Source organism: Enorma sp. (genome assembly GCF_982429025.1).
The window spans coordinates 24,458-47,307 of sequence record NZ_CEWCAA010000011.1; the positions used below are offsets into that span (position 1 = coordinate 24,458).

The 22,850-nt window shown below is 62.3% G+C and carries 17 protein-coding genes and 1 tRNA gene; 14 read left to right on the top strand and 4 right to left on the bottom strand.

The window, feature by feature from the left end:
• Positions 1-997: 997 nt before the first annotated feature.
• The 12 genes from AC1VS5_RS03340 (at position 998) to AC1VS5_RS03395 (ending at position 11,989) form a co-directional block, all read left to right on the top strand.
• Positions 998-1,942 (top strand): zinc dependent phospholipase C family protein, encoded by a 945-nt coding sequence (locus AC1VS5_RS03340; protein WP_303214764.1) that lies wholly within the window; start codon positions 998-1,000, stop codon positions 1,940-1,942.
• 194 nt (positions 1,943-2,136) lie between these two features.
• On the top strand, positions 2,137-3,387 hold the full coding sequence (locus AC1VS5_RS03345) for an MFS transporter (RefSeq protein ID WP_481217690.1): 1,251 nt from the start codon (positions 2,137-2,139) through the stop codon (positions 3,385-3,387).
• A 197-nt stretch (positions 3,388-3,584) separates the two neighbouring features.
• Positions 3,585-4,178, top strand: coding sequence for a QueT transporter family protein (locus tag AC1VS5_RS03350; RefSeq protein WP_019128711.1), 594 nt, complete (start codon positions 3,585-3,587; stop codon positions 4,176-4,178).
• A gap of 134 nt (positions 4,179-4,312) precedes the next feature.
• A complete protein-coding gene (locus AC1VS5_RS03355; RefSeq protein ID WP_481217704.1) occupies positions 4,313-5,497 on the top strand; it encodes a glycosyltransferase in 1,185 nt (394 codons plus the stop codon).
• The gene (locus AC1VS5_RS03360) at positions 5,497-6,846 is read left to right on the top strand and encodes a histidine kinase (RefSeq protein WP_481217691.1); all 1,350 of its coding nucleotides are present in this window, start codon (positions 5,497-5,499) and stop codon (positions 6,844-6,846) included. Before AC1VS5_RS03355 ends, AC1VS5_RS03360 begins: the two co-directional genes overlap by 1 nt.
• 74 nt (positions 6,847-6,920) lie before the next feature.
• A complete protein-coding gene (locus AC1VS5_RS03365) occupies positions 6,921-7,637 on the top strand; it encodes a LytR/AlgR family response regulator transcription factor (protein ID WP_022349294.1) in 717 nt (238 codons plus the stop codon).
• 9 nt (positions 7,638-7,646) lie between these two features.
• Positions 7,647-8,150, top strand: a complete 504-nt coding sequence (locus AC1VS5_RS03370) for a metallophosphoesterase family protein (RefSeq protein ID WP_481217692.1) — start codon at positions 7,647-7,649, stop codon at positions 8,148-8,150.
• A 224-nt stretch (positions 8,151-8,374) separates the two neighbouring features.
• A tRNA-Asp gene (locus AC1VS5_RS03375) sits at positions 8,375-8,452 on the top strand.
• 160 nt (positions 8,453-8,612) lie between these two features.
• Positions 8,613-9,104: an RrF2 family transcriptional regulator gene (locus tag AC1VS5_RS03380; RefSeq protein ID WP_019128716.1), complete on the top strand. Its 492-nt coding sequence runs from the start codon at positions 8,613-8,615 to the stop codon at positions 9,102-9,104.
• Between the two features lie 8 nt (positions 9,105-9,112).
• On the top strand, positions 9,113-10,048 hold the full coding sequence (locus AC1VS5_RS03385) for an HhH-GPD family protein (protein ID WP_481217693.1): 936 nt from the start codon (positions 9,113-9,115) through the stop codon (positions 10,046-10,048).
• A 465-nt stretch (positions 10,049-10,513) separates the two neighbouring features.
• A complete protein-coding gene (rbr, locus tag AC1VS5_RS03390; protein WP_019128718.1) occupies positions 10,514-11,053 on the top strand; it encodes a rubrerythrin in 540 nt (179 codons plus the stop codon).
• Positions 11,054-11,428: 375 nt separating this feature from the next.
• The gene (locus AC1VS5_RS03395; RefSeq protein WP_481217694.1) at positions 11,429-11,989 is read left to right on the top strand and encodes a hypothetical protein; all 561 of its coding nucleotides are present in this window, start codon (positions 11,429-11,431) and stop codon (positions 11,987-11,989) included.
• A 64-nt stretch (positions 11,990-12,053) separates the two neighbouring features.
• Here the strand turns inward: AC1VS5_RS03395 and nth are convergent, their stop codons facing one another.
• Positions 12,054-12,713 (bottom strand): endonuclease III, encoded by a 660-nt coding sequence (gene nth / locus AC1VS5_RS03400; protein ID WP_276766930.1) that lies wholly within the window; start codon positions 12,711-12,713, stop codon positions 12,054-12,056.
• Positions 12,714-13,167: 454 nt separating this feature from the next.
• Here nth and AC1VS5_RS03405 point away from each other — a divergent pair, with 454 nt between their 5' ends.
• Positions 13,168-13,446, top strand: a complete 279-nt coding sequence (locus tag AC1VS5_RS03405) for a hypothetical protein (RefSeq protein ID WP_204666238.1) — start codon at positions 13,168-13,170, stop codon at positions 13,444-13,446.
• A gap of 39 nt (positions 13,447-13,485) precedes the next feature.
• Here the strand turns inward: AC1VS5_RS03405 and AC1VS5_RS03410 are convergent, their stop codons facing one another.
• The gene (locus tag AC1VS5_RS03410) at positions 13,486-14,964 is read right to left on the bottom strand and encodes a DNA recombination protein RmuC (RefSeq protein ID WP_481217695.1); all 1,479 of its coding nucleotides are present in this window, start codon (positions 14,962-14,964) and stop codon (positions 13,486-13,488) included.
• Between the two features lie 618 nt (positions 14,965-15,582).
• Here AC1VS5_RS03410 and mfd point away from each other — a divergent pair.
• Positions 15,583-19,278, top strand: a complete 3,696-nt coding sequence (mfd, locus tag AC1VS5_RS03415) for a transcription-repair coupling factor (protein WP_481217696.1) — start codon at positions 15,583-15,585, stop codon at positions 19,276-19,278.
• A 427-nt stretch (positions 19,279-19,705) separates the two neighbouring features.
• Here mfd and AC1VS5_RS03420 read toward each other — a convergent pair whose 3' ends face one another.
• Entirely contained in the window at positions 19,706-20,704 is a 999-nt protein-coding gene (locus tag AC1VS5_RS03420) for a YitT family protein (protein ID WP_481217697.1), read from the bottom strand.
• A gap of 337 nt (positions 20,705-21,041) precedes the next feature.
• Positions 21,042-22,850 carry a Stk1 family PASTA domain-containing Ser/Thr kinase gene (gene pknB, locus AC1VS5_RS03425; protein WP_481217698.1) on the bottom strand — a complete coding sequence of 603 codons (1,809 nt, stop codon included), beginning with the start codon at positions 22,848-22,850 and terminating at the stop codon, positions 21,042-21,044.

Below are 22,850 nucleotides of genomic sequence, written 5' to 3' on the forward strand. Positions count from 1 at the left end.
GTGCGAACGTGCTGCGCCCAGAGCGCGGCGCACCGCCCGACCGGCGGCGGCGCGATGAGCGGGAAGAGAATACGGCGTGAGGGTTTCGCCGGCCAAACAAGCGGTCGAACAGCTTGCTTACGGCGCTTCCCAGCGCGCCTACGAGGGCGGCCGCGACCATGGCGATGGTGCCTAAGATGCGCGCGGCCCTGTTGGCGGTAGGGGGATAGGGCCCGGTGGGGCCTCTTCGGGAGTCTACTGCCCGTCCAGCAACCCGCCCGGCATTGCGCATGGGCGCGCGCCCGTTGCGCCCGGGAACAAGGTTGCTTTCGCGTACCGGGATGTTCCCGCCGCGCCATTCCGGGCTGCGAGGGCTTCCGGCATTGTCGCGCTGCTCCCGGCGGCGGAGAGATCCGGCATCGCCGCGCGATTCCTGGCGCGGGCTTCCGGCTTCGCCTCGTTGGATGCGGCGAGGCATGGCATCGTTGGGGGAGGGACGGCCCCTGCGTTCGTGGCGGGATGCTGCCTCGCTGCCTTGGGTGGAGCGGCCGTGCGGCATGGCGCTATGCCCGCTGCGATGGCCGGGAGCGCCTGGCTGGCGTTCGGCTTGACGCTCTCTAGGGGCGGGCACCCCCACCGGCTCCTGTTCGTGAGGGAAGGCCGCATGTTGGTGCGGCGGGCGATAGGAGGCGAGGCGTGCCGATCGGGGCGTGGGCATCCCAACGCCCGTGTCCGAGCCGCGGGGTGCCTGGCCCTGCGGATGGTTATCCGCTTCGTCGCGTTGTCCCTGTGGCACGGCGACGCACCTCCCTCCCAACATCTGCATGTTTACGCACCATGGTATCGCATCGTCGCAGGGTTTCCCGGCAATTCCGGCGGGCATCGTATGAGCGGTATGTTTCCCCGGGCATTGGCGGGTATCTTGCGGGTCGCGTTGGGCATAATGGAACAGAACGACTCGGAGGCGCATGGCAGCATGGGAACACGCCCGCTGCCGCGGTGCGCGGGAAGGGGCGACATGCCTGCACTCATCACCCATCACCTCTTTGGCGAGGAAAGTATCGATAGGCTACCAGCGGGAATCATCGGAAGCGATGATGAACGCATGGCGTTTCTGCTGGCAAACCAAGGCCCTGATCCATTCTTCTTCCGCGTGCGCACGCCGCATATCGCCGAGTGCATGGGGCTCGCCCAGGCCATGCATCGCTGCCGCATCTCCCAGCAGTTCGCGGCGCTGCGCGACGGGGTGTCGCATCTGCGCCAGCACGATGCCCAGATTGGCCGCGCCTTCGCTTTGGGCATGCTCTCTCATTACGTGCTCGACCGTAATGCCCATCCGTTCGTCTACGCCCAGCAATGGGGCGTGCAGGAAGTCGATGAGACGCTCGAAGATGCGGGAAGCCAGGTGCATGCCATCATCGAAAGCGACCTGGACGTCCTCATGCTCCAGATTAAGCGCGGGGGCGCAACTACGGAAGACTGCCCGCCTGCATGTGAGCTCGTGACGACCGATCGTATCAACAAGGTCGCCGGAACGCTTATGAGCCATACAGCCCTCAGCGTATTCGGTCTTTCGGTGGGAGCTCCCGAGTACGGCGGCGCCGTGGCCGACATGAAGCTCGTCTACCAGCTCGTCGAGCCGGCGAACGCACCGATCTCGCAGGTTCTCGGGCTCATCGAGGGAGCCGTGCGCGGCCATTCGCTGCTGGCTTCGCTCGCGCACCGGGTGACTACCGAGCCTCCGCTTCGTGCGGGTAACATGGGGCACTTGGAGTGGGAGAATCCATTCACCAGGGCGGTCTCGTTCGAGAGCTTCCCCGAGGTGTTCGACCGGGCGCTGGACGATTACGAAGGTGCAGCGCGCGCCTTCGTGGACGGGGTTCCCATGGAAGAGGTCACGAACCGCGTGAACTACTCCGGGCGTCCCCTTGCCGACGACGAGGAGCTTGACCAGGACGATTAGGGCGGTTAGGCGCTGGTTTGCAAAAACAGGACAGAGGGAATTTTGCATAGATGGCCATCTATGCAAAATTCCCTCTGTCCTGTTTTTGCAATCTCTCCTTTACCAAATCTTGACCGCGTAATCGCTGCTGGTGCCGTACCATATAAGGCTGTTTTGCATGCGTCTCGCGCGTGCGCATGGGGAAGGAAGCAGTCATGAAATACACCAAGCAGGAACGCAACTGGGTCATGTACGACGTGGGCAATTCTGCCCTCGTCCTCTTCAACACGTCGGTCGTGCCCATCTACTTCGACGCGATCAACACGGGGGCCTCCTCTGCGGAGCTCGTGACCGCATGGGCAAACGCCCAGACGGTGGCGTCGCTCGTGGTGGCGCTGCTCATGCCCGTGTTGGGGTCGCTCGCCGATTATGCGGGCAACAAGATCAAGTTTTTCCTCGGCTTCTTCCTCACGGGTCTCGTGCTCTGCTTCGCGCAGGCTATCCCCATGGGTGCCATGCCGTTCCTCGTGGTGTACGTGTTGTGCACCATCGGGCTCAACTCGTCGATGACGTTCTACGACGCCATGCTCCCCGATATCACCACCGACGATCGCATGGACACCGTGTCTTCCTCCGGGTACGCGTGGGGCTACATCGGGTCGTGCGTGCCGTTCATCGTGTGCATCCTGCTCATTTTGGTTGGGCCCTCGGCCCTCGGCCTCGACATGCTGTTCTGCGTGCAGGCTTCGTTTATCATCACGGGCATTTGGTGGCTTGCGTTCACCGTGCCGCTCGTGCGCACGTATAAGCAGCGCTACGCCAAGGAGCTCGCACCTGGCGAGACGTTCGGCGGAGAGGTGGTCAAGACCATCCGCGGCCTCGGCACCACGATGCGCCGCATCGCTCAGGACCGGGCGATTCTCATCTACATGATCGCCTTCTTCTTCTACATCGACGGCGTGCATACGGTCATCTCGATGGCGACAACCTACGGCACGTCGCTCGGCCTCGATTCGACCGCGCTCATCCTGGCCCTGCTCGTCACGCAGTTTGTGGCGTTCCCCTCCGCGATTGCGTATGGATCGCTTGCCAAGAAGTATGGAACCCTGCGCATGATTCTCATCGCGGTGGCTGCCTACGTGGGCATCGTGCTCTTCGCGGCGTTCTTCCTCAAGAGCGAGGTGGAGTTCTGGATCCTCGCTGTGGTGGTGGGTATGTTCCAGGGCGGTATCCAGGCGCTCTCGCGCAGCTATTTCGGCAAGCTCATCCCCAAGGAGCGTTCGAACGAGTACTACGGCTTCTTTGATATCTTCGGGCGCTATGCGAGCGTCATGGGAACTCTGCTAGTATCTGTCGTGACATCGCTCACGGGGGATGCTTCTTTAGGAGTGCTTTCCATCGGGATCCTGTTGGTCGTGGGCTTTGTCATGCTCATCAGGCTCTCTCGAATCAAGGGCCTGGCGTAGGGCCGGGCGCGACGGCCCTGGTGGTCTCTTTTGGGACGGGTCCGTTTTGACCCATTTGAGTCGTTTTGGGACGGGTCCGTTTTGACCCACCGCGGCGGTGGCGGGTCAAATGGATCAAAACAGACCCGTCCCAAAAGAGACCACCCGCCAGCGCGTCTGATGAGCATTCAAGTAAAGCCCTCCAACATAGAAGGTGAATGCTCATGAAATCGAATGAAGTCGCCCGTATAGGGGTCATCGCTGCCGTGTACGCGGCATGCACGCTCATCGCGCTGCTCTTCCTTGGCAGCCTGGCCTGGGGCCCCATCCAATTCCGCGTGTCCGAGGCGCTCTGCGCGCTCGCGCTCTTCACCCCGGCTGCCATTCCGGGTCTTACGCTCGGGTGCGCTATCGCCAACGTCGCCAACATCGCGCTTTCCGGCACGGGCATGCTCGGCTTGCTCGATGTGGTCTTCGGCTCGCTCGCCACGTTTGCGGGCGCCTGCTTTACCTGGAAGATGAGAAAGCACCCTCTCGTGGCGCTCGCCGGCCCGGTGATTGCCAACGCCCTCATCGTCCCTGCCTATCTGCCCATTCTTTTGCAGGCAACCGGCTTCTACACGATTCCCTTCACGTCCATATCCCTCGATGGAGCCTGGCCTCTCATGTATCTCTTTGGACTGGTGACCACGGGCGCTGGCGAAGCGGTTATCATGTATGTGCTGGGATATCCGTTGAGTAAGTCGCTTGCTCGCACGCCGTACTTCAAGGCGGATTCGCCCTTTGCGGAAGCGCGGGGCGCCTCGCATTAGCGATTGGGGGATCGCTCGGGGCGGCCAACCGCTTCTCGCGGCGATATCTCGCGCGCGTGCGGAAAGCCGGCGTGCTCGACGAGGCTCTGTGCCTGGGGCAGGTGCAGAGCCAGAGACGAGAGGTCGTGATGGACGTGGGACCGGTTATCGTGATCCCAACGTACTGGGCAGATATGCGGGCCGAACAGCAGGCCCCCGGCGCCTATGATCATTCGACCGACCTTAACCGCGAAGACACCGAGCTCGATCGCTGCCTTGCATCGCTCGAGAACGTGGACGATGTCGCGCCCATCGTCCTGCTCGTGGTGTGCCCGCTATCCGCCACCTCCGACGTTAGCATGCGCGTGCGGCGCATCGCTCAGGACCACCCATCGCTCGCCATTACCGTTGTGACCAACGTCGAGGCAATGCAGGTCATCGACCGCGTAGGCGAGCTCGCTCCCCGCGGGCTGGGGGAATGCGTATCGCTGCGCGGCTATGGGGCCATCCGGAACATGGGGCTCGCGGTCGCAGCGGTGCTGGGCCACGACATCGTGGTGTTCTTGGACGACGACGAGGTCATCACCACCGCGGATTTCATGAAGCGCGCGGTATACGCTCTTGGGCACGAGACGCGCCAGGGCCTTCCCATTCTCGCTAAGAGCGGATATTTCTTCAATGAGGAAAACTCTCCTTTCGCCAACACCTCAAAAGCGGGCATCACGAACCGCTGGTGGACCAAGCGCGTGGAATTCAACCAGTGGATGCGTCGGGCGCTCGGCGGGACGCGCATCTCGCGTTCCAACTATGTGTGCGGCGGATGCTTTGCCGTGCATGCCCGCGCATACATGCGCGTGGCGTTCGACCCGTTCATCACGCGCGGCGAGGACCTCGACTACCTCTTCAATCTTCGGCTGCACGGTCTCGATGTCTGGTTCGACAACCGGTGGTCGGTGCGCCATCTTCCCCCTGCGATCGAACAGCGCGCGCCGCGCTTTATGCAGGACGTGTACCGCTGGTATTATGAACGGGCGAAGCTCGCCGATGCGAACCGTCAGAACGACCTCAACTCGGTGACGCCCGCCTCGCTCATGCCGTATCCCGGTCCGTGGATCTCGTCGGAACTCGACTCGCGCGTGCGCAAGACCGCCATCGTGCGCACGTTCTTCACGCGGGAGCATCGCGCCTACTGGGGCATCTGGCGCCATGGACGCAGCAACGCGCTGCGGTATGCACGCGAGAACACTGGAAAGTACCTGCGCTTCCAAAGCTTCTGGCCCGCCATCATGGAGGGCTTGTGGCGCGACGCGCAGCTCGCGGAACTCTTCAAGGAGGCTTGATGAACCTTCGGTCCCGTGTGGAGGGAGGGCATACCGATATCCTCTCGCTGCTCTGGATGCTTGCCGTGATCGGTGCGTCCGTGGTGGCGTTCTACCTGCTCTGGTTGGTCATTGCGGGAGCGGAGTCGGTGCCGGTGACCATCGTGTGCGTGCTGCTCGCCATCTTTCTGGTGGTATTCGCCTATCGCCTGCTCAACCCGGACCGCCTGCGTTCCCAATACACCGAGGAGACGCTCTCGCTCGCTTCGGACATGCTCGAAGACATGCGCGGCGGCCTTACTCCCGAAAGCGCGGAGGCCATCTGCAGACACCTGCTGCCCGAGACGCATGCGAGCACCATCGCTGTGACCGACGAGAGCCGCGTTCTCGCCTGCGTGGGCGACATGGCGGAGGATTTTCCTTCCGGCTCTGCCATCCATACGCCTGCAACGCATTACGTGATTGAGCACGGCATCATCCAGTCGTTCACCCAGGCGGTGGAGGTGCGTGCCGAGAACGGGCGATCCCGGCTGATCCCCGCGGGCATCGTGGCTCCGCTCAAGGTGAGCGATCACACCGTGGGCGCGCTCAAGTTCTATTTCCGCAGCCCGCACGCGGTCAACCGCACGCAGTACGCGCTTGTGTCGGGCTTTGCCGACCTCATTTCGACGCAGCTCGCCATCCACGAGCTCGAGCTCCAGGAGGAGCTCACCGCACGCGCCGAGGTGCGCGCCCTCCAAGCGCAGATCAACCCGCACTTTCTCTTCAACACGCTCAACACCATCGCTTCCTTCACGCGCACCGATCCGGCCCGCGCGCGCGAGTTGCTGCGCGAGTTCTCTTCGTTCTACCGCTCGACGCTCGATAATTCCGGCTCGCTCATTCCCGTATCGCGCGAGATCGCGCAGACCAAGCGGTATCTCATGTTCGAGTACGCGCGGTTTGGCGACGACCGCATCGCAGCCGAATTCATTGTGGAAGACGGCGTCGAGGAGTCGCCGGTGCCCTCCTTCGTTATTCAGCCGCTCGTAGAAAACGCAGTGCGTCATGGTATGAAGGACGAGGGCACGCTGCATATTCGCGTTGCGGTGCGTTCGTGCGGCGAGGGGGCGATTTCAATCGAGGTATCCGACGACGGCGTGGGCATGAGCGAGCAGACTGCGGCGCACCTTTTCGAGGTAACGGAGCGGCCGGTCGATGTAAACGCTCCCCAAGGCGGCGGCGCTGGCGTGGCCATGCACAACATCTTCGAGCGAATCCAGCGATTCTACGGCCCCAACTCCTTTGCGCACGTTGAATCGCACCCAGGGGAGGGGACGACGATTACCTTGCATCTGGATTTGCTGGGGAGTATCTTCGTTGATGGGTAGAATGAGAACATCCGGTTCCGTTTGGGCGCACGGTTCATGCCTAGCGGTTTGCGCGGACGAAGGGAATACAACGTATGCTACGTGCGATGATCGTCGATGACGAGGCTCCTGCCCGCTCTGAGCTTAAATTTCTGCTCGAGCAGACGGGCAAGATTAGCTCGATTACCGAGGCGTCGAGTGTTCGGTCTGCCATCGAGATGCTAATGGAGAGCCGCGTCGACGTGGTGTTTCTCGATATCTCGATGCCCGGAGCATCGGGCTTGCAGCTGGCGGAGGCGCTCCACAAGCTCAAGAACCCTCCCGCGATCGTGTTCGTGACCGCGTACAGCGACCATGCGGTGGAGGCGTTCGATGTCGACGCGGTCGACTACCTGCTGAAGCCCGTCGAAGAGGCGCGGCTCGACCAGGCCATCGAAAAGGTCCTCACGCGTGTGAAGCCACAGACCGAGAGCAAGGTTTCCATCGAGCGCATCCCGGTCGAAAAGGGCGGGCGCAAGGTGCTCATCCCGGTGGACCAGATCCGCTATATCATGGCGAAGGACGACTATTCTTGCATCTTTACCGACGATGACCGGTTCCTTTCCACGACGTCGCTCGCTCAGTTTGAGGCGAAGCTCTGCGACTTCGGGTTCTTCCGCGTGCATCGTCGCTATATCGTGAACCTTGCGTGCGTCGAAGACGTCGAGACAGTGCCCTCGGGTGCCATCCAGCTGGGCATTACGGGTATGGAGGAGCGCGTACCGGTTTCTCGTCGTCGTGTGGTGCCGCTTAAAAAGGCGCTGAGTCTGTAGGGAGTGCTTGTGGAAGGGGCAGCGGTGACCGAGTCGGGGCGTGTTGGGGCAGAACCCGAGGCAAAGCGGATCGATATCATCTCCGATACCCATGGGCACCTGTCGCCTGCATTGCTCGAACAGCTTGAAGGTGCCGACCTCATCATTCATGCAGGGGACATCACGTCCGAAATGGATTGGGAGCACCTCTGCACCATTGCGCCGATTCGCGGCGTGCTGGGCAACAACGATTACTACCGCGACTACGGCCCCGAGGTGCAGCGTCTGGCCCTGTTCACCTATGAGGGGCTTCGGTTTGCCGTGGCCCATTATCGCGAGGATCTTCCCGTTGACGATGTGGACGTTGCCGTGTGCGGCCACACGCACCGCTCGCGCGTGCTCGAGATGGGCGGTTGCTTGGTGGTGAACCCGGGGTCGGCAACGTTTCCGCGCGGGTCCCGCGGGGCAACGATGGCGCGCATGATGGTTTCTGCGGGCGAGGTCCTTTCGCTTAAGATCATCGATCTGGAGTAAGTTTGTGGGCGCAGCCGGCAGTCCGCCTCGCAGGTATGTCGGCCATTCTCCGTGCAGCCGCGGCCACAGCGTTCTCCTCACCGTGCGCAATAACTGTTTTTAGTTGCAGTCCCTCCTCTGAGCTGCGCTTATGGAGGCTTTTTTACATCAGCGAACTTTTCTTCAAAAATACCCTTGCGCGGCTCGTCTGCTCTTGGTACACTTGCTCACGCAGCATTTGCTGAGGGGAGTTAGCTCAGTTTGGTTAGAGCGCCGGCCTGTCACGTCGGAGGTCGCGGGTTCGAGCCCCGTACTTCCCGCCATTGCTTAGAGAGCCCCGCCATGTGCGGGGCTTTTGCTTTTAATACGCCCCGCTGTGCGATGTAGGTAACATGCTATAGTCTATGCTCGGCTTTTTCGCCTGTGCAGTCGTATAACATGGTAAGACAAGTTATCAGGCGTTCGACATCAAAAGGGGCTATGATGGACATCTCGAGGAAGACGGACTACGCGCTGCGCATTCTGTCGATTCTGGCTACGAGCGAGAGCGACCTGCTTTCTGTGCGCGTGGCCGCCGAACAAGTGGATGTTCCCTACTCCTTCGCGCGGTCTATCCAGCATGGGCTTGCTCAGGCCGGCATCGTGGAGAGCCTGCGCGGCGTCCATGGCGGCATGCGTCTCAAGGCCGATCCTGCCGCGATCACGCTGTGCGATATCGTCGAAGCCGTGCAAGGACCATTCTGCATCAACGAGTGCACCGCGCCTGACGCCGACTGCTCGCGAATGTCTACCTGCTGTTTTCATCCGCTTTGGCTGGGAGCCGAGGCTCTTATGCGCGATTACCTCAGCTCCATCACGCTGCACGACGTTGTGACGTGGAGCCGGTTCCCCGCCGTTGACGCGAAGTTCACCGATCGCAGCGCATTTGCCTCGTATGCCGATTGCGCGTCGCTTCGCCGTCATACCGGCGCATAGGCTGGTACATGGTTTCAGAGGAATTTCGCTCGCTCATCCGCGCCGAGGGTGTGCGGTTGTACCGAGACCTTCCATGGCGCCGCACGCGCGACCCCTATCATATCTGGCTCTCGGAGGTCATGCTTCAGCAGACCCAGGTGGCACGCGTCGAGACGCGCATGCCGGCGTGGCTCGAGCGCTTCCCGAGTGTCGAGGCGCTGGCCGATGCCCCCACCTCCGATGTGCTCGAGGCATGGCAGGGTATGGGATACAACCGCCGCGCGCTGGCGCTCAAGCGGGCGGCGCAGGAAATCATGGAGCGCTATGACGGCGCATTTCCCCGCGAAACGAAGGAGCTCGTTGCGCTGCCGGGCATAGGTCCCGCGACGGCGCAGGGCATCAGGGCTTTCGCGTTCGACCTGCCCGGTGTGTACCTCGAGACCAACGTTCGTACGGTGTTCCTGCATCACTTCTTCCCCGATGTTCCTGCGGTGCCCGACCGGGAGCTCACGCCGTTGGTGGAGGCGACCTGCCCCCTTGCCCCGGAAGGTATTGCGGCGCGGACGAATGAGACTTCTGGGGCGGAGCGGTTTGCCGTTCCCCAGGATGCTGAAGACACGCCGCGGTCCTGGTATTATGCGCTGCTCGACTATGGTGCGTATCTCAAAAAGACGCTGCCCAACCCTTCGCGTCGCTCCGCGGCGTATACGCGACAGTCGCGTTTCGAAGGGTCGCGTCGCCAGAAGCGCGCAGAGGTTGTCCGGATGCTGCTCGATGCGCGCGATGCAGAGCCAGCGGGCCTTACCTTGCAAGATGTTGTGCGCGAACTCGACCGCTTTGAGGCCAAGGCGGGGCGCGGCCCGGTTGACTCCGGGCTCGCTGCTTCGATTCTCGCCGCCTTGGAGCAGGAAGGGTTCTGTTTGGCCGTCGAGCGCGATGGTGAGCGCGTTTGGATGATCGCGTAGAGGCTGCTGCTCGCCGGCTTGAAGCCCGGTTTATGCCTTCGGTTGAAGTGGGAAGTATCTCGTCAGCACTCTACTAGCGCTTTTGCTGTGAGATATCCGAAATCTACGTTCGGCTGCGGGGGTATGTTGGGTTTTATCGCGCTGTAGCGTTGCATGGACACCGACCACTTTCAACTTTTGGGCACTTCACGAGGTACCTGTAAAGTAGACAAGTGTTCTGCGAGCGATGTACCTGCGGTTTCTCTGACAAAAAAGTTGCTCATACCTCATAGGGCAGGAAAGAAGTGCCCAAAAGTTGAATAAGCTTCATCTGGCTGGCGCAATGAATGCGATTCTTTCATTTTATTAGAACTAATTCCTATTAAGTAAGAGTATAATCTGCCGCCGAGGGTATAACCTCAGCATAGGCGCGCCATGAGTGCGCGAAGAACGACTGCTGATGCCAGCAGGAGGGGAGAGAGTCCAATGGATTTCGAGAACTCGCAGACTAAGAAGAACCTCGAGACCGCGTTCGCCGGTGAGTCGCAGGCGCACACCAAGTATCGTTACTACTCTTCGCAGGCCAAGAAGGACGGCTACGTCCAGATTTCCGACATCTTCATGGAGACCGCCAAGAACGAGTCCGAGCACGCCAAGCTGTGGTTCAAGTATCTGCACGGCGGTGCGGTGCCGGGCACGCTCGACAACCTGAAGGACGCCGCCGCTGGCGAGAACTACGAGTGGACCACGATGTACGCCGAGTTTGCGCAGACCGCCGAGGAGGAGGGCTTCAAGGAGATTGCCGCCAAGTTCAAGGGCGTTGGCGCGGTGGAGAAGGCGCACGAGGAGCGCTATCTTAAGCTCGCCGAGCGCGTTGAGAAGGGCGAGGTCTTCGAGCGCGAGGGCGTCAAGGTTTGGAAGTGCCTGAACTGCGGCCACCTGCATGTTGGCCCCACGGCTCCGCAGCTTTGCCCCGTCTGCAACCATCCGCAGAGCTACTTCGAGGAGCAGGCGATCAACTACTAGTGTAGGCTTGGCGTTCCAACGCGTCGCCTAGGTTCTGGGGCCGTCCATGCCGTTTGTTGCATGGGCGGCCTTTTGCTTGGCGCCCTTTTGCATGGGCGCCCTTTCGCGTTATGGCGTTTGCGTTGTGCCCTATTTGCGCACAGCCGTTTCTTGCATGGCGCGGCCTGCCTATGAGACGTATCTGCTGTGTGGCGTGGTCTGGTGGGGTTGCCGCCCCGGTCGTGATCGAATCGTGGTTGATGGAGCGAGCTTTCGCTCGGCGGCCTCGGGACATACCGTTTGTCGATTTCGACGCTGGGCACGCTTGACGTGGGCCAAGCTCCGTGCCATGCTTGGCCTACCTTTCCATGCATGCCTCTCCGAGGAGGATGTTGCATGGACCTTTTTATCGAGACTCCCAAACAAGTAAATGACCGGTTGGAGCGCGAGCGTCGGTCCCAAGACGCATGGCTGCGTGCCATGCAAGAGCAGTATGCCGCGCAGCAGGCCGGGCTTGGGGCGCCTGGCGTGCAGCAGGCCGAGCACCGGGTGCCCGTCGACCGGCAGGCCGGGCACGATGCGCCCGCCGTGCAGCGGACCGGGCATGAGGAATCTTCCGAGCGGCGCTACGCGTGTAAAGCGTATGCCGAGCAGCGGAGTGAACATGAGGCCTCGCACGCGCCGTCTCAAACGGGCGATGGCTATTCGGTCGCGCAGGATGCGTACCGCGAAGAGCTCGCCTTTCAACGCCGCCGGGCGCGTCGTCGTCGCATCGGTGCTTGCCTGCGCGTGCTCGCGCTCATCGTGCTCATTCCCCTTGGGCTCGCGGTGGTGTTTGTCGGGTCGTATGTTTTGACCTGCATCATCAACGGGGCCACGCCGGAAGAGGTGCTCGACGTGCTTGCTGCCATGCCCTCGCGCGTAGAGTCGTTTGTGCGCTCGGTGATGGCGATGTGAGTAGGGGCTAAGGGCGTGAACAAGGGCTCGCAGCGTATTCGGGGCCAAGGGCGTGAGCTAGGGGCTAGCAGCGCACGCTGGGGCAGATATCCGAGAGGGGGCATTCACTGCAGAGCGGCTTGCGTGCATCGCAGATTTCGCGTCCGAACTTGATCCATTGGTGATTCACGTTGCGCCAATACTCTTTGGGAAGGATCTTGAGGAGGTCCTGTTCCGTTTTGAGCGGTTCCTTCTCATGGGTCTTGGGCGAGAGTTTGAGCCGGTGGGCGATGCGATTGACGTGCGTGTCGACCGCGATTCCCTCAACGATGCCAAAGCTCACATTGAGCACGATGTTAGCCGTCTTTCGCCCCACTCCAGGGAGCTTGACGAGCTCTTTCATATCAGCCGGAACGTGGCCACCGTAATCGGCAACGATCATCTGGGCAGCCTCAACGCAGTGCTTGGCCTTCGTTTTATAGAAGCCGAGCGACTTGATTACCTCGGCGATCTCTGCGGGTGTGGCGCCAGCCATGGCCTCGGGAGTAGGCCAACGGCGGAAAAGCTCCGGCGTAACTTTGTTCACCTGCGCATCGGTGGTTTGGGCAGAAAGGAGGACCGAAATGACGAGGCGGAAGGGGTTCTCGTGGTCGAGAAAGCACTCGACGGGGCCGTAGCGCCGGTCAAGCCGTTCACAGACCTCAATTGCGCGCTCGCGCTTGGCGGCGTTGGTTTCACGGGGCATGGCGAATCCTCTCTGCGTCACTGCCTAACATGCAAGGCATCGTGCTCAGCAAAGTTGTGATGATATGGCCATCTTACCAATGTGCTTCGCCTGTTGCGAGTAGGCGAAAGGGCGTATCTCTGACTTTCCCTTCCGTACGTTATTGTGTGCGATTGATTATCGTCATACAATAATAAGGACAGGTGGCTCAGTGATACATGTGTTGGATAGGATTCATAAGCGACATCCAGAGCTTGAGCCAGATGATGTTCGCAGCGCATGGGAGGGAGCGATTGCATATGCGGTGCGTAGCGATTCCCGGCCCTTTGAATATATTGCAATCGGTTTTGACGCAACGGGGCGCAGCATCGAGATGGTAGGCCGGCGCACATCCGATGGCGACTGGATTATTTGGCATGCTTTCACGCCGCCAACGCGTAAGGCGCTGCGCGAGCTGGGCTTAGGAGGTTAGACGATGAGTGACAAGGAGCTGCTTGCCCAAATTGGTATGACCGAGGAAGAGGCAGAGGCCCGTGCCCAAGATTTTGAGCGAGATTCATGGGACGCAGCGAAGCTGGGCAAGCCTCGTCGTGGCCGCCCGTCGATTGCCAACGAAGAGGTCAGGCCTTTTACCGTGAGGTTTCCCGTATCGCTCATGGCCTATGTGGACGATCGGGCAAGGGCACATGGCCACACTCGGTCGGAGGAGCTGCGACGCATCGTGGTGGAGGCGAAGAGCCGCGCATCGGTATAACCGTGTGCAGCATGAATAGGATTCGGCATCGATAGGGTGTTAGGAGGTTGCGTCGTTCCCGTGCTCGTTCCCATTGGTAGTGTCTAGCGTCTCTGTGTTTGAATGGATGGGTTCTAGGATTGCGCTCTCATCCAGGGCCTTGGCGTAGGAATCACCGTGCTCGGTACTCGCTTCAATCCCAAGGACCTCGGCGGCATCGTCGTCGGCAAGGGCGCTGATGTCGTTGAGCTTGCGTTCAATGACATTGGTGCGCGTCGTGATGATGCTGTCGACCGTGCGGCCCGCTGTGTCAATCTGCTTGCGGGCGCGGCGAAGCGCTTCTTGGTAGTTGGGAAGTTCCGCCTTAACAGCGGCGAGCACGCGAAGCACGTCGTCGGTGCGTTTTTGCAGACGGAACGTCTGGTAGCTCATCTGCAGGCTGTTCAAGAGCGCAGCCATGGTGGAGGGGCCCGCCACGTTGACATGGTAGTCTCGCTGCAGGACTTCGACTAGCCCGGGACGATCGACTACCTCGGCATAGAGCCCTTCGAAGGGCAAAAACATGATGGCGAAGTTGGTGGTTTCGGGCACGCTGAGATACTTGCTCGAGATGTCTTTCGCCTCGCCCTTAATGCGTGTCTCGAGCGCGCGCCGCGCCGCGGCGATTGATTCAGCGTCGCCGTCGTCGAGGGCGTCGCGTAGGTGCTCGTAGGTGTCGCCGGGAAATTTGGCGTCGATGGGCAGCAGAATGGGGTCTCCGCTCTCCACTGGAAGCTTCACGGCAAATTCGACGCGCTCGGAGCTTCCAGGTTTCGTCGCCACGTTTTCCAGGTATTGTTCGGGGGCGAGGATGTCCGAGAGGATGGCGCCAAGCTGCACCTCGCCGAGCATGCCGCGTGTTTTCACGTTGCTCAGCACGCGCTTGAGGTCGCCCACGCCAGAGGCGATGCTCTGCATATCGCCGAGGCCCTTGTAAACAGCTTCGAGCTGATCGCTCACCTGTTTGAACGATGCCGAAAGCCGGTCGTTGAGCGTGCGAGAGAGCTTTTCATCTACCGTGGCGCGCACCTGGTCGAGCTGGCGCGCGTTGTCGGTGCGGATATCGCCCAGCTGGCGGTCCACGGTCGTTCGCATCTGGCCCAGCTGGCGGTCCACGGTTTCGCGCACTTGGTCGAGGCGGCCCTCGATGTTCTCGCGGTTTTGCCCGAGCTGCTGCGTGGTCTCGCGGCGAAGAGCGTCCATCTGGTCCCCGGTGCGGGTGATTTGCTGCGAGACCGTATCGAAGCGCTGCTGCATGAGCGGAGTCGTGGCAGCTGCATGCTGAACAAGCGCACCGAGGGATTGCTGGGCGCTGTCGAGCGCGCGCTGCGTTTCCTGCGCATGGCTCGCTGCGTCCTGCGCGCGGGCCTCGGCTGCGGCGCGATCGTTTTCTGCTTGTACGGCGATACGACGCACGGTGGCGAGGCAGGCGAGCGCGGCCACGGCGGCGATGGCAGCGGCGACGGCGGCAACGAGGGCGCATATAAGTGGGAAGTCCACGGCGGTCCTTTCGGCATAACCAGTTGTGTTGTGAATCATTATACGGTGCTGCTGATATTGTCCTTTGCGGCGTGTCTGCTGCCAGAGTCTTGTTCGTGCGAACGGGTGCGCTCGCATAACGGCAGGGTTCGAGGTTACAGGTCTTGCCGCACTGCCATGGAATGCCCGAGCGAGAAGCTGCGCGTGGGCCGCGAATCTTGTTGCCAGCGCTTGGGCCCTTTGTTCGTTCCAGTTTTGGGAATATGTTTTACGCCTAGCGCTCGATAGCCCTTGCGTGAACAAGGGAATCCTGCGCTTTTTCTGGGCATAGGCTGGGCTATAGCTCGCAGGTTAAAAAGAAATTCCCAAAAGTGGAACGAGCGTACCGTCGGCGGCGCTCGCATGAGCGAAGTGCAGTGGGGTGGGCATGGGCAAGCGTTGTTTGAGCGAGTGTTGCGTGCGGTTATCGGGGTATGAGCGCGGGCGAGCGCGATGCCCTGGCGCACTTGCGGTACCATACAAGCTCACAGATAATCGTTAGACCCGTTGGGGCTTGCCCTGACGGGTTTTCGGCGTGGAAAAGCGGGCCGGGTAGCTTGATAGCCGGTCTTGCCCGCCGCCGCGCCGGGGAAGGTGTCCATGCTCATCCATCGCATTGCCGCACAGCTCTATACCGCCGAGGCGCCGCAAGTGATCGAGGCCGCGCTCGATGCGGGAAAGGACGCCACGCTCGCCGTCTCGCAGTCCGGCCGAGTACTCATGCTCGCTGCACAGTTCGCTCGTCGGCCACGGCCTGTGGTCTATATCGTTTCTGGCGAGGAGGCCGCCGACCGCGCCGCCCGGGCGCTCGCGGCCTACGTGGGGCTCGAGCATGTGGCGCGGTTTCCGGAGCGCACCGATTATCCCTGGCAGGACAAGCAGCCCGACGACGCGATCGTGGCGGCCCGATGCGCTGCGCTCGGTCGCATCGCGCGGGGCGAGGCGTGCATCATGGTTGCTTCCGCGCGCGCTCTTTTGCGCTGCGTCCCGCCGGCCGAAAGCCGTTACTGGGCCTCGACCACGTTTGCCGTGGGCGAGGAGCGACCGTTCGAAGATGTGCCGCGCGTGCTTGTGGGCATGGGGTACACCGCGTCCGACGCGGCTGATGTGCCGGGGCTTTTCCGCGTTCACGGCGACAGCGTAGATATCTTTCCTGCGCAAGCGCGAGAGGCGGTGCGCATCGAGTTCTTCGGCGATGAGATTGATCGTATTCGCAGGATGGTCACCTCGACGGGCCAGACCATCGGCGACGAGCAGCAGGTCGAGGTTTTCCCCTGTAGGGAACTTGCGCTTACCGACGACGCGGTGCATCGCATGCATGTCGCGTTGTATCAGGCTTCACGCGACGACACCGCGATCGCGGCGCTTCTCGAACTCGTTGACGCGCGGGTGGTAACGCCGGAGCTTGATCGCTTCCTGCCCATCATGTACGAGGGAACCGCGAGCCCGCTTGCGCACATGAGCCCAGACGCGCTCGTGGTGCTTTCCGAGCCGCGTTCCCTGTTCGACGATTGCACGCGCGCCTATGAGGAGCTTGAGCGGCGCGCCGGAGAAGCGGGGGTGAGCCATCTCGACGGGCTCTACGTGCGCCCGCAGCAGCTCGATTTCGGACGCCAGCAGCGCTTGAACTATGTGTCCATCATCCGTGCGGGCGGCGCGGTTACGGCCGAGCTCAAGATCGAGCAGCCTGCGATCGCCGGCTCGGACACGAGGTTCATCTCGCGCATCCAGGAGGTCACGGCGAATCGCTTTGCGTGCGTGTTTGCCGCTCCGGATCGCGGCGCGCGCGAGTCGCTCGAGCTCTCGTTTACCGATGAGGGCATCCCCTTCGAGGAGTCGCTGCAGACGGCTCCCGAGAACGAAGGGGCGGTGAGCCCCGCCATCTCTGTGCGCGTGGCCGACCGTCTCAACCTTAAGCGCATCGAACGCTCGGAGAGCGCGCCGAAGCAGACCCACCATGCCGCACCGAGCGAGGCGCGCGGTTCGCATGAAACGCAGACGCCCGGTGCCCAGCAGTCAAAGCATGAGTCAAAACGACCCCGTCCCAAAATGGATCAGCGTGGGGGTGGCGTGGCCGTTCCCACGCTTACGCGCGGCCGTGTGACCTTCATCGATCTGCCGCTTCCTTCTGGCGTGGTGGTGCCCGAGGCGCATCTCGCGGTGTTCTCGATAAGCGACCTCAATGCGCGCATGGACGCGCGCCGGGGCCGCCGTGCGGCGCGGCGCGTTGACGTTACGGAGGTCACCTTCCCCTTCAAGCCGGGCGATTACGTTGTGCATGCCACGCATGGCATCGCGCACTTCGCGTCGATCGTGCGTCAAGAGGTGGCCGGCAAGGAGCGCGACTACTTCCTTCTGGAATATGCGGACGGCGATAAGCTTTACGTGCCGCTTGAGCAGGTCGACCGCATCAGCCGTTACGTTGGACCAGACGGGCAGAACCCCAGGCTCACGCGTCTCAACACCGCCGACTGGAGCCGGGCAACCAAAAAGGCGCGTAAGTCGGCGAAGAAGCTCGCCTTCGACCTTGTGGACCTGTACACGCGTCGCAGCTCGATCACGGGCGTGGCCTGCCCGCCAGATACGCCCGAGCAGCTCGAGATGGAGGCGAGCTTCCCGTACGAGCCCACGCACGACCAGCTAGATGCCATCTCCGACATCAAGGCGGATATGGAGGCGCCCAAACCCATGGACCGGCTGCTCTGCGGCGACGTGGGCTTCGGAAAGACCGAGGTCGCCTTGCGTGCGGCGTTCAAATGCGTGGACAGCGGCCGGCAGGTCATGGTGCTCTGCCCAACGACGATTCTGGCCCAGCAGCACTACCAAACCTTCTTCGAGCGCTTCGCCCCGTTTGGCGTGGAGGTCGAGGTCCTCAGCCGTTTTCGCACGCCCGGGCAGCAGAAGCGCGCGCTCGCGGCCTTTGCTGAAGGCAAGCTCGACGTGCTCGTGGGCACGCACCGCCTGCTATCGAGCGATGTAAACCCGGCGAACCTCGGCCTCGTCATCATCGACGAGGAGCAGCGCTTTGGCGTGCAGCACAAGGAGCAGCTCAAGAACCTGCGCGAGCAGATCGACGTGCTCACGCTCTCGGCCACGCCCATTCCGCGCACCATGCAGATGGCGATCAGCGGCGTGCGCGACATGAGCCTTATCACGACGCCGCCCACCGGGCGCCGGCCGGTCATCGTGCACGTGGGCGAGTACGACCCGGACGTGGTGAGCGCGGCCATCCGGCTAGAGCTCGGGCGCAAGGGGCAGGTGTACTACGTGAGCAACCGCGTGAAGACCATCGACGATGCGGTTGACCGTGTGCACGAGGCCGTGCCCGAGGCGCGCGTGGGCGTGGCGCACGGCAAGATGAGCCCGCGCGAGGTTGAAGACGTGATGATCGACTTCTCGATGGGGCGCATCGATGTGCTGGTGGCGACGACCATCATCGAGAGCGGTATTGACAATCCCCGTACGAACACGCTGATCATCGAGGACTCGCAGCGCCTGGGCCTCGCGCAGCTCTATCAGCTCAAGGGGCGCGTGGGCCGCAGCGCCACGCAGGCCTACGCCTACTTCATGTTCCCTGGCGAGTTTCCGCTCACCCAAGAGGCTACGGAGCGCTTGACGGCGCTGAGCGAGTTCCAAGAGCTCGGGAGCGGCATGCGCATCGCCATGCGCGATCTGGAGATTCGCGGCGCCGGCTCGCTTGTGGGTGCGGAGCAGCACGGCAACCTGTCGAGCGTGGGCTTCGACCTGTTCACGCAGATGCTCGGGCAGGCCGTGGCGGAAGCGCGCGGCGAGACTTCGGGCGAGGTCGAGGTGGCGAGCGTGGCCATCAATTTGCCGGCGGATTACTATCTGGACGAGGAATACCTGCCCGAGGTCGATCGGCGCGTGCTCGTATACCGCAAGGTCGCCGCGGCCGATACGCTTGCCGCGGTGGACGAGGCGCAGCGGGAGTGCGAAGATCGCTATGGCGAGCTGCCGCTTGCGGCGCGAAACCTCTTCGATCGTGCGCGCCTGCGCATCCGTGCGGAGCGCCTGGGGCTCGAGAGTATCGCGCTTTCGGCAGGGCGGCTTGTGTACCAGGGGGTTGACGTGCCAAAGGTGGTCGCCTTCGATTTGCGCGACCGATTGGGCGCGGTGAATTTCCCCAAGAGCCGCAAGCTTTCGGTTCCGTATAAGGCTGGCGCGGGTGCCGGGACCGGTGTGGGGCGGGGGCTCGATGCCAACGATCCGGCGGGGCCCGTCGCCGCGGCACTCCGTGTGCTGGAGCAGCTGGGGCCCAGCGGGGACGACGACTAGCGAGGGCGGCGGCATGCCGCAGTTATGCTTTGCGGCTGTGGCGGCTGTGATAATCGTTGCGCGCTCTCGACGCGATCGGTGCCCGCGGAGCGCGGAAGTCATCGCTGAATATGCATTCTTGTGGCAATAGTATTCATGCCTGAGCTTGCTACTTTTGGGTCAATGAAAAAAACGGTTAAAACGGCGGAGTTTTGAGTATCGAGCTCAGGCTTTCTACCTGCAAGAACAGTATAAAACTGCTGGTAGATAGCCTGATCAAAAGTATTGCGAAAAGACTGGTTTTTCACCGCCGCATAAAGTAGGTCCTATAACCCTATACAAAGCGATGCGCTAACGGGAGCATCGGACGCACGTTTTATCTTATTCGGCCGCTTGGCGACGGGGGAGGTGGGCCCTCGAACAGAACAACAGCGCCCTTTCGGCCCTGCTACCGTCCGTCGTCCTGCATGAGTCCCTGGCGGGAGCGCCGCGCCGCCTCGCGGGCCCGGAGCTTGGCAGGGTCGGGCACAGCGGTGGGCACGGGTTCGTCCACGTGGCCGCCCCACCAGCCGCCGACGAAGTTGTCCGTGCGGAACACGTTGATGACGGCGCCGGGGTCCACCTCGCGCACGAGGCGGACGATGTCCTCGGATTCGTAGGTCGAGACAACGGTGTGCAGCAGGTACATACGCTGCCTGCTGTAGCCGCCGATCACCTCGGCGCAGCTGATGCCGTGTTGGAAGCTCGCGATGTACGCGTCCATCACGGCGTCGGCGCGCCGCGTGGTGATCTGCAGCGTCACGCGGTCGTAACGGTGGTAGAAGCTGTCGATAGTTTTGGTTGCAATGAACTGGAACACGATGGAGTACGCCGCATGCTCCCAGCCAAAGAGCGCGCCGAACACTACGAGCAGGGCGCAGTTGCTGGCAAAGATGAAGCCCCAGATGGTCTTGCCGGTGCGGTTTGCCACGAGCAGCGAGATGAAGTCCGTGCCGCCCGTCGAGGCGCCCGCTTTGAGCGCGATGGCGATGGAAAGCCCTGAGATAAAGCCTCCGAAGACGACGAGCATGATCTGATCGTCGAGCAACGGCTGAAAATCGAAGATGCGCAGGAACGCGGCGGAAAGCGCAACCTGCATCATAGAGAAGAAGACGAAGCGCTTGGAGATGCGGTTCCAGCAGATGAGGGCGAGCGGGATGTTGAGCGCGAGCATGCCGAGGTCGGTGGAGATGCGCACGCCGAAGAGTGCCGTGATGCGGTCGATGAGCACCGCGATGCCGGTGAAGCCGCTGGGGAGCAGGTTTGCAGGGTTCACGAATGCCTGGATGAGAAAGGCCTGCAGCAGTGCGGATGCCACGACGGCACCTGCGGTGATGACGCGGCGAACGAGGGTGAGCCGTGCGAGTTCGAGGGCGCGATCGCTGAGCGATCCGGGCGCGGTGGTCATGGTGGCCTCCTTTGCTGGAACAGGGGTATAGGGGCTTGGTGGCCGGGACAGCCTCAAGGGCGTGTGCACGTTTGACCTTGAGCGGCGGCCATTATCGCATGCGCCGCCCCGGTATGTAGGACGGCAATAAATCTATACAAATGCGCAGGCTAGAACTGAGCGCGCGTGGGTGCGTGGGAGAGGTGGACGAACGCGTGGGCGGGCGCGCGGGAGGTCGGATGCGCGGGAGCGGAGGGCGAGAGGCGGGCACGCGCTGGCTTTAGCGCCCCACACGGACGAAAAAAGGGGACGAGCCTGCTCGTCCCCTTCCGGCATATGTAGCGCATGCGCGCAGCTGTTAGGCGGCGCCAGCCGACTCCTCCTCGTCCTCTCCTGTCGTTGGAGAATCGGGCGAAGTTGCGGGGGTATCGGGGGTGCTGGTGTCGGGCTCCGGCCCACGCGAGATGGTGATGGTGATGGTGGTGCCAGGCATGGCAGAGCCGGTGAGGCTCTGGCTTATGACTACGCCGGCACCGACGCGGCTGCTGTACTCGTATTCGCGAGACACCGAGAAGCCCGCATCCTCGAGCGCTCCGGCGGCGCTGTTCTCGCCGTCGCCAACCACATTGGGGATGCTCACGGTGCCGGGGCCGGTGGAAACGGTGTAGGTGACCGTCGAACCCTCTTCGACCTCTTCGCCCTCAGCGGGGCTCTGCTCGAAGACGGTGCCTTCTTCAGCGTCGTTGGACGCTTCGGAGGCAACACCCACCAAGCCGGCCTCTTCAAGAAGCTTCTCTGCCTCTTCACGCGTTTTGCCCTTTAGATCGGGCACCGTAGTGGTCTTTACCGGTTCGGGGCCACGCGAGATCTGAATCTCAACCTCATAGCCCTCTTCGACCTGAAGGCCGCCGCTCGGGGTCTGGCTCATGACCTCGCCCTCTTCGTACTCATCGCTATATCCGGACGAGGTTTTAACGCCAAGGTTAAGCGACCGAAGTTCCTCGGTTGCCTCCTCCTGCGTGTAGCCCAGAACGTTCGGCACGGTGGCCGTCTTCGCTCCGCTGTTGAGGGCGCTGAAGGCGGCGAAGGCGATGATGCCGATGATTGCGAGCGCGGTCACCACGCCGGCAACGATCTTGCCTTTGCCGCCCTTTTTCTTTCCACCGTATGGGTCGGCTCCGCCCGAGGCGCTCGAGCTCATGCCGGACCCACTGCGCACCGCGGTGTTGCCGATGCCCGCTGGGCGCGCCATGGCCTGCGTCTGGTCGCTCATCACGCGCGTCTCGGTGGTGCCGGCGCCGCCCGCGGGCACCGCGCCGATCACGCGCGTGGGCTCGGGGACATCCACCTGGCGCCCCGCGAGGTACGCATTCAGGGTCTGGCGCAGCTCGTCGGCCGTCTGGAAGCGGTTGGCGGGATCCTTCTCCATGCAGCGCAGGATGATGCGCTCAAGGTCGGCGTCGAGGTTGGGGTTGAGCTGCGACGGGGGAACGGGCAGCTCGTTAACCTGCTTCAAAGCAACAGAGATTGCGTCGTCGCCGTCGAAGGGCACCTGGCCCGTGGCGCACTCGTACATGACCACGCCGAGCGAGTAGATGTCGCTCGTGGGTCCGAGCTCTTGGCCGCGCGTCTGCTCGGGCGAGACATAGTGCGCGGTGCCGAGTACGTTGTTGTCTTGCGTGAGATGGCTGTTCTTGGCGCGGGCAATGCCGAAGTCCATCACCTTGATGTTGCCGTCGGGCAGCACCATGATGTTCTGCGGCTTGATGTCGCGGTGGATGATCTCGTGCTTATGGGCCACGGAGAGCGCGGCGCAGATCTGCGAGCCAATCTGGGCGACCTTCTTGGGGTCGAGCGCGCCGTGACTGCGGATGCCGCTCTTGAGGTCGGTGCCGCGCAGGTACTCCATAACGATGTAATAGGTGTCGCCGTCTTTGCCCCAATCGTAGACGCCCACGATGTACGGGCTCGAGAGGCCGGCCGCCGCCTGTGCCTCCTGCTTGAAGCGGGCGGCAAAGGTCGCGTCGCCCGCATACTGGGGCAGCATGATTTTCACTGCGACCGTGCGGTTCAGCACTTGGTCTTGTGCGCGGTAGACGGTGGCCATGCCGCCCGTTCCGACTTTATCCTTGAGGAGGTACCTTCCCCCGAGTACCTGCTGCTGCAT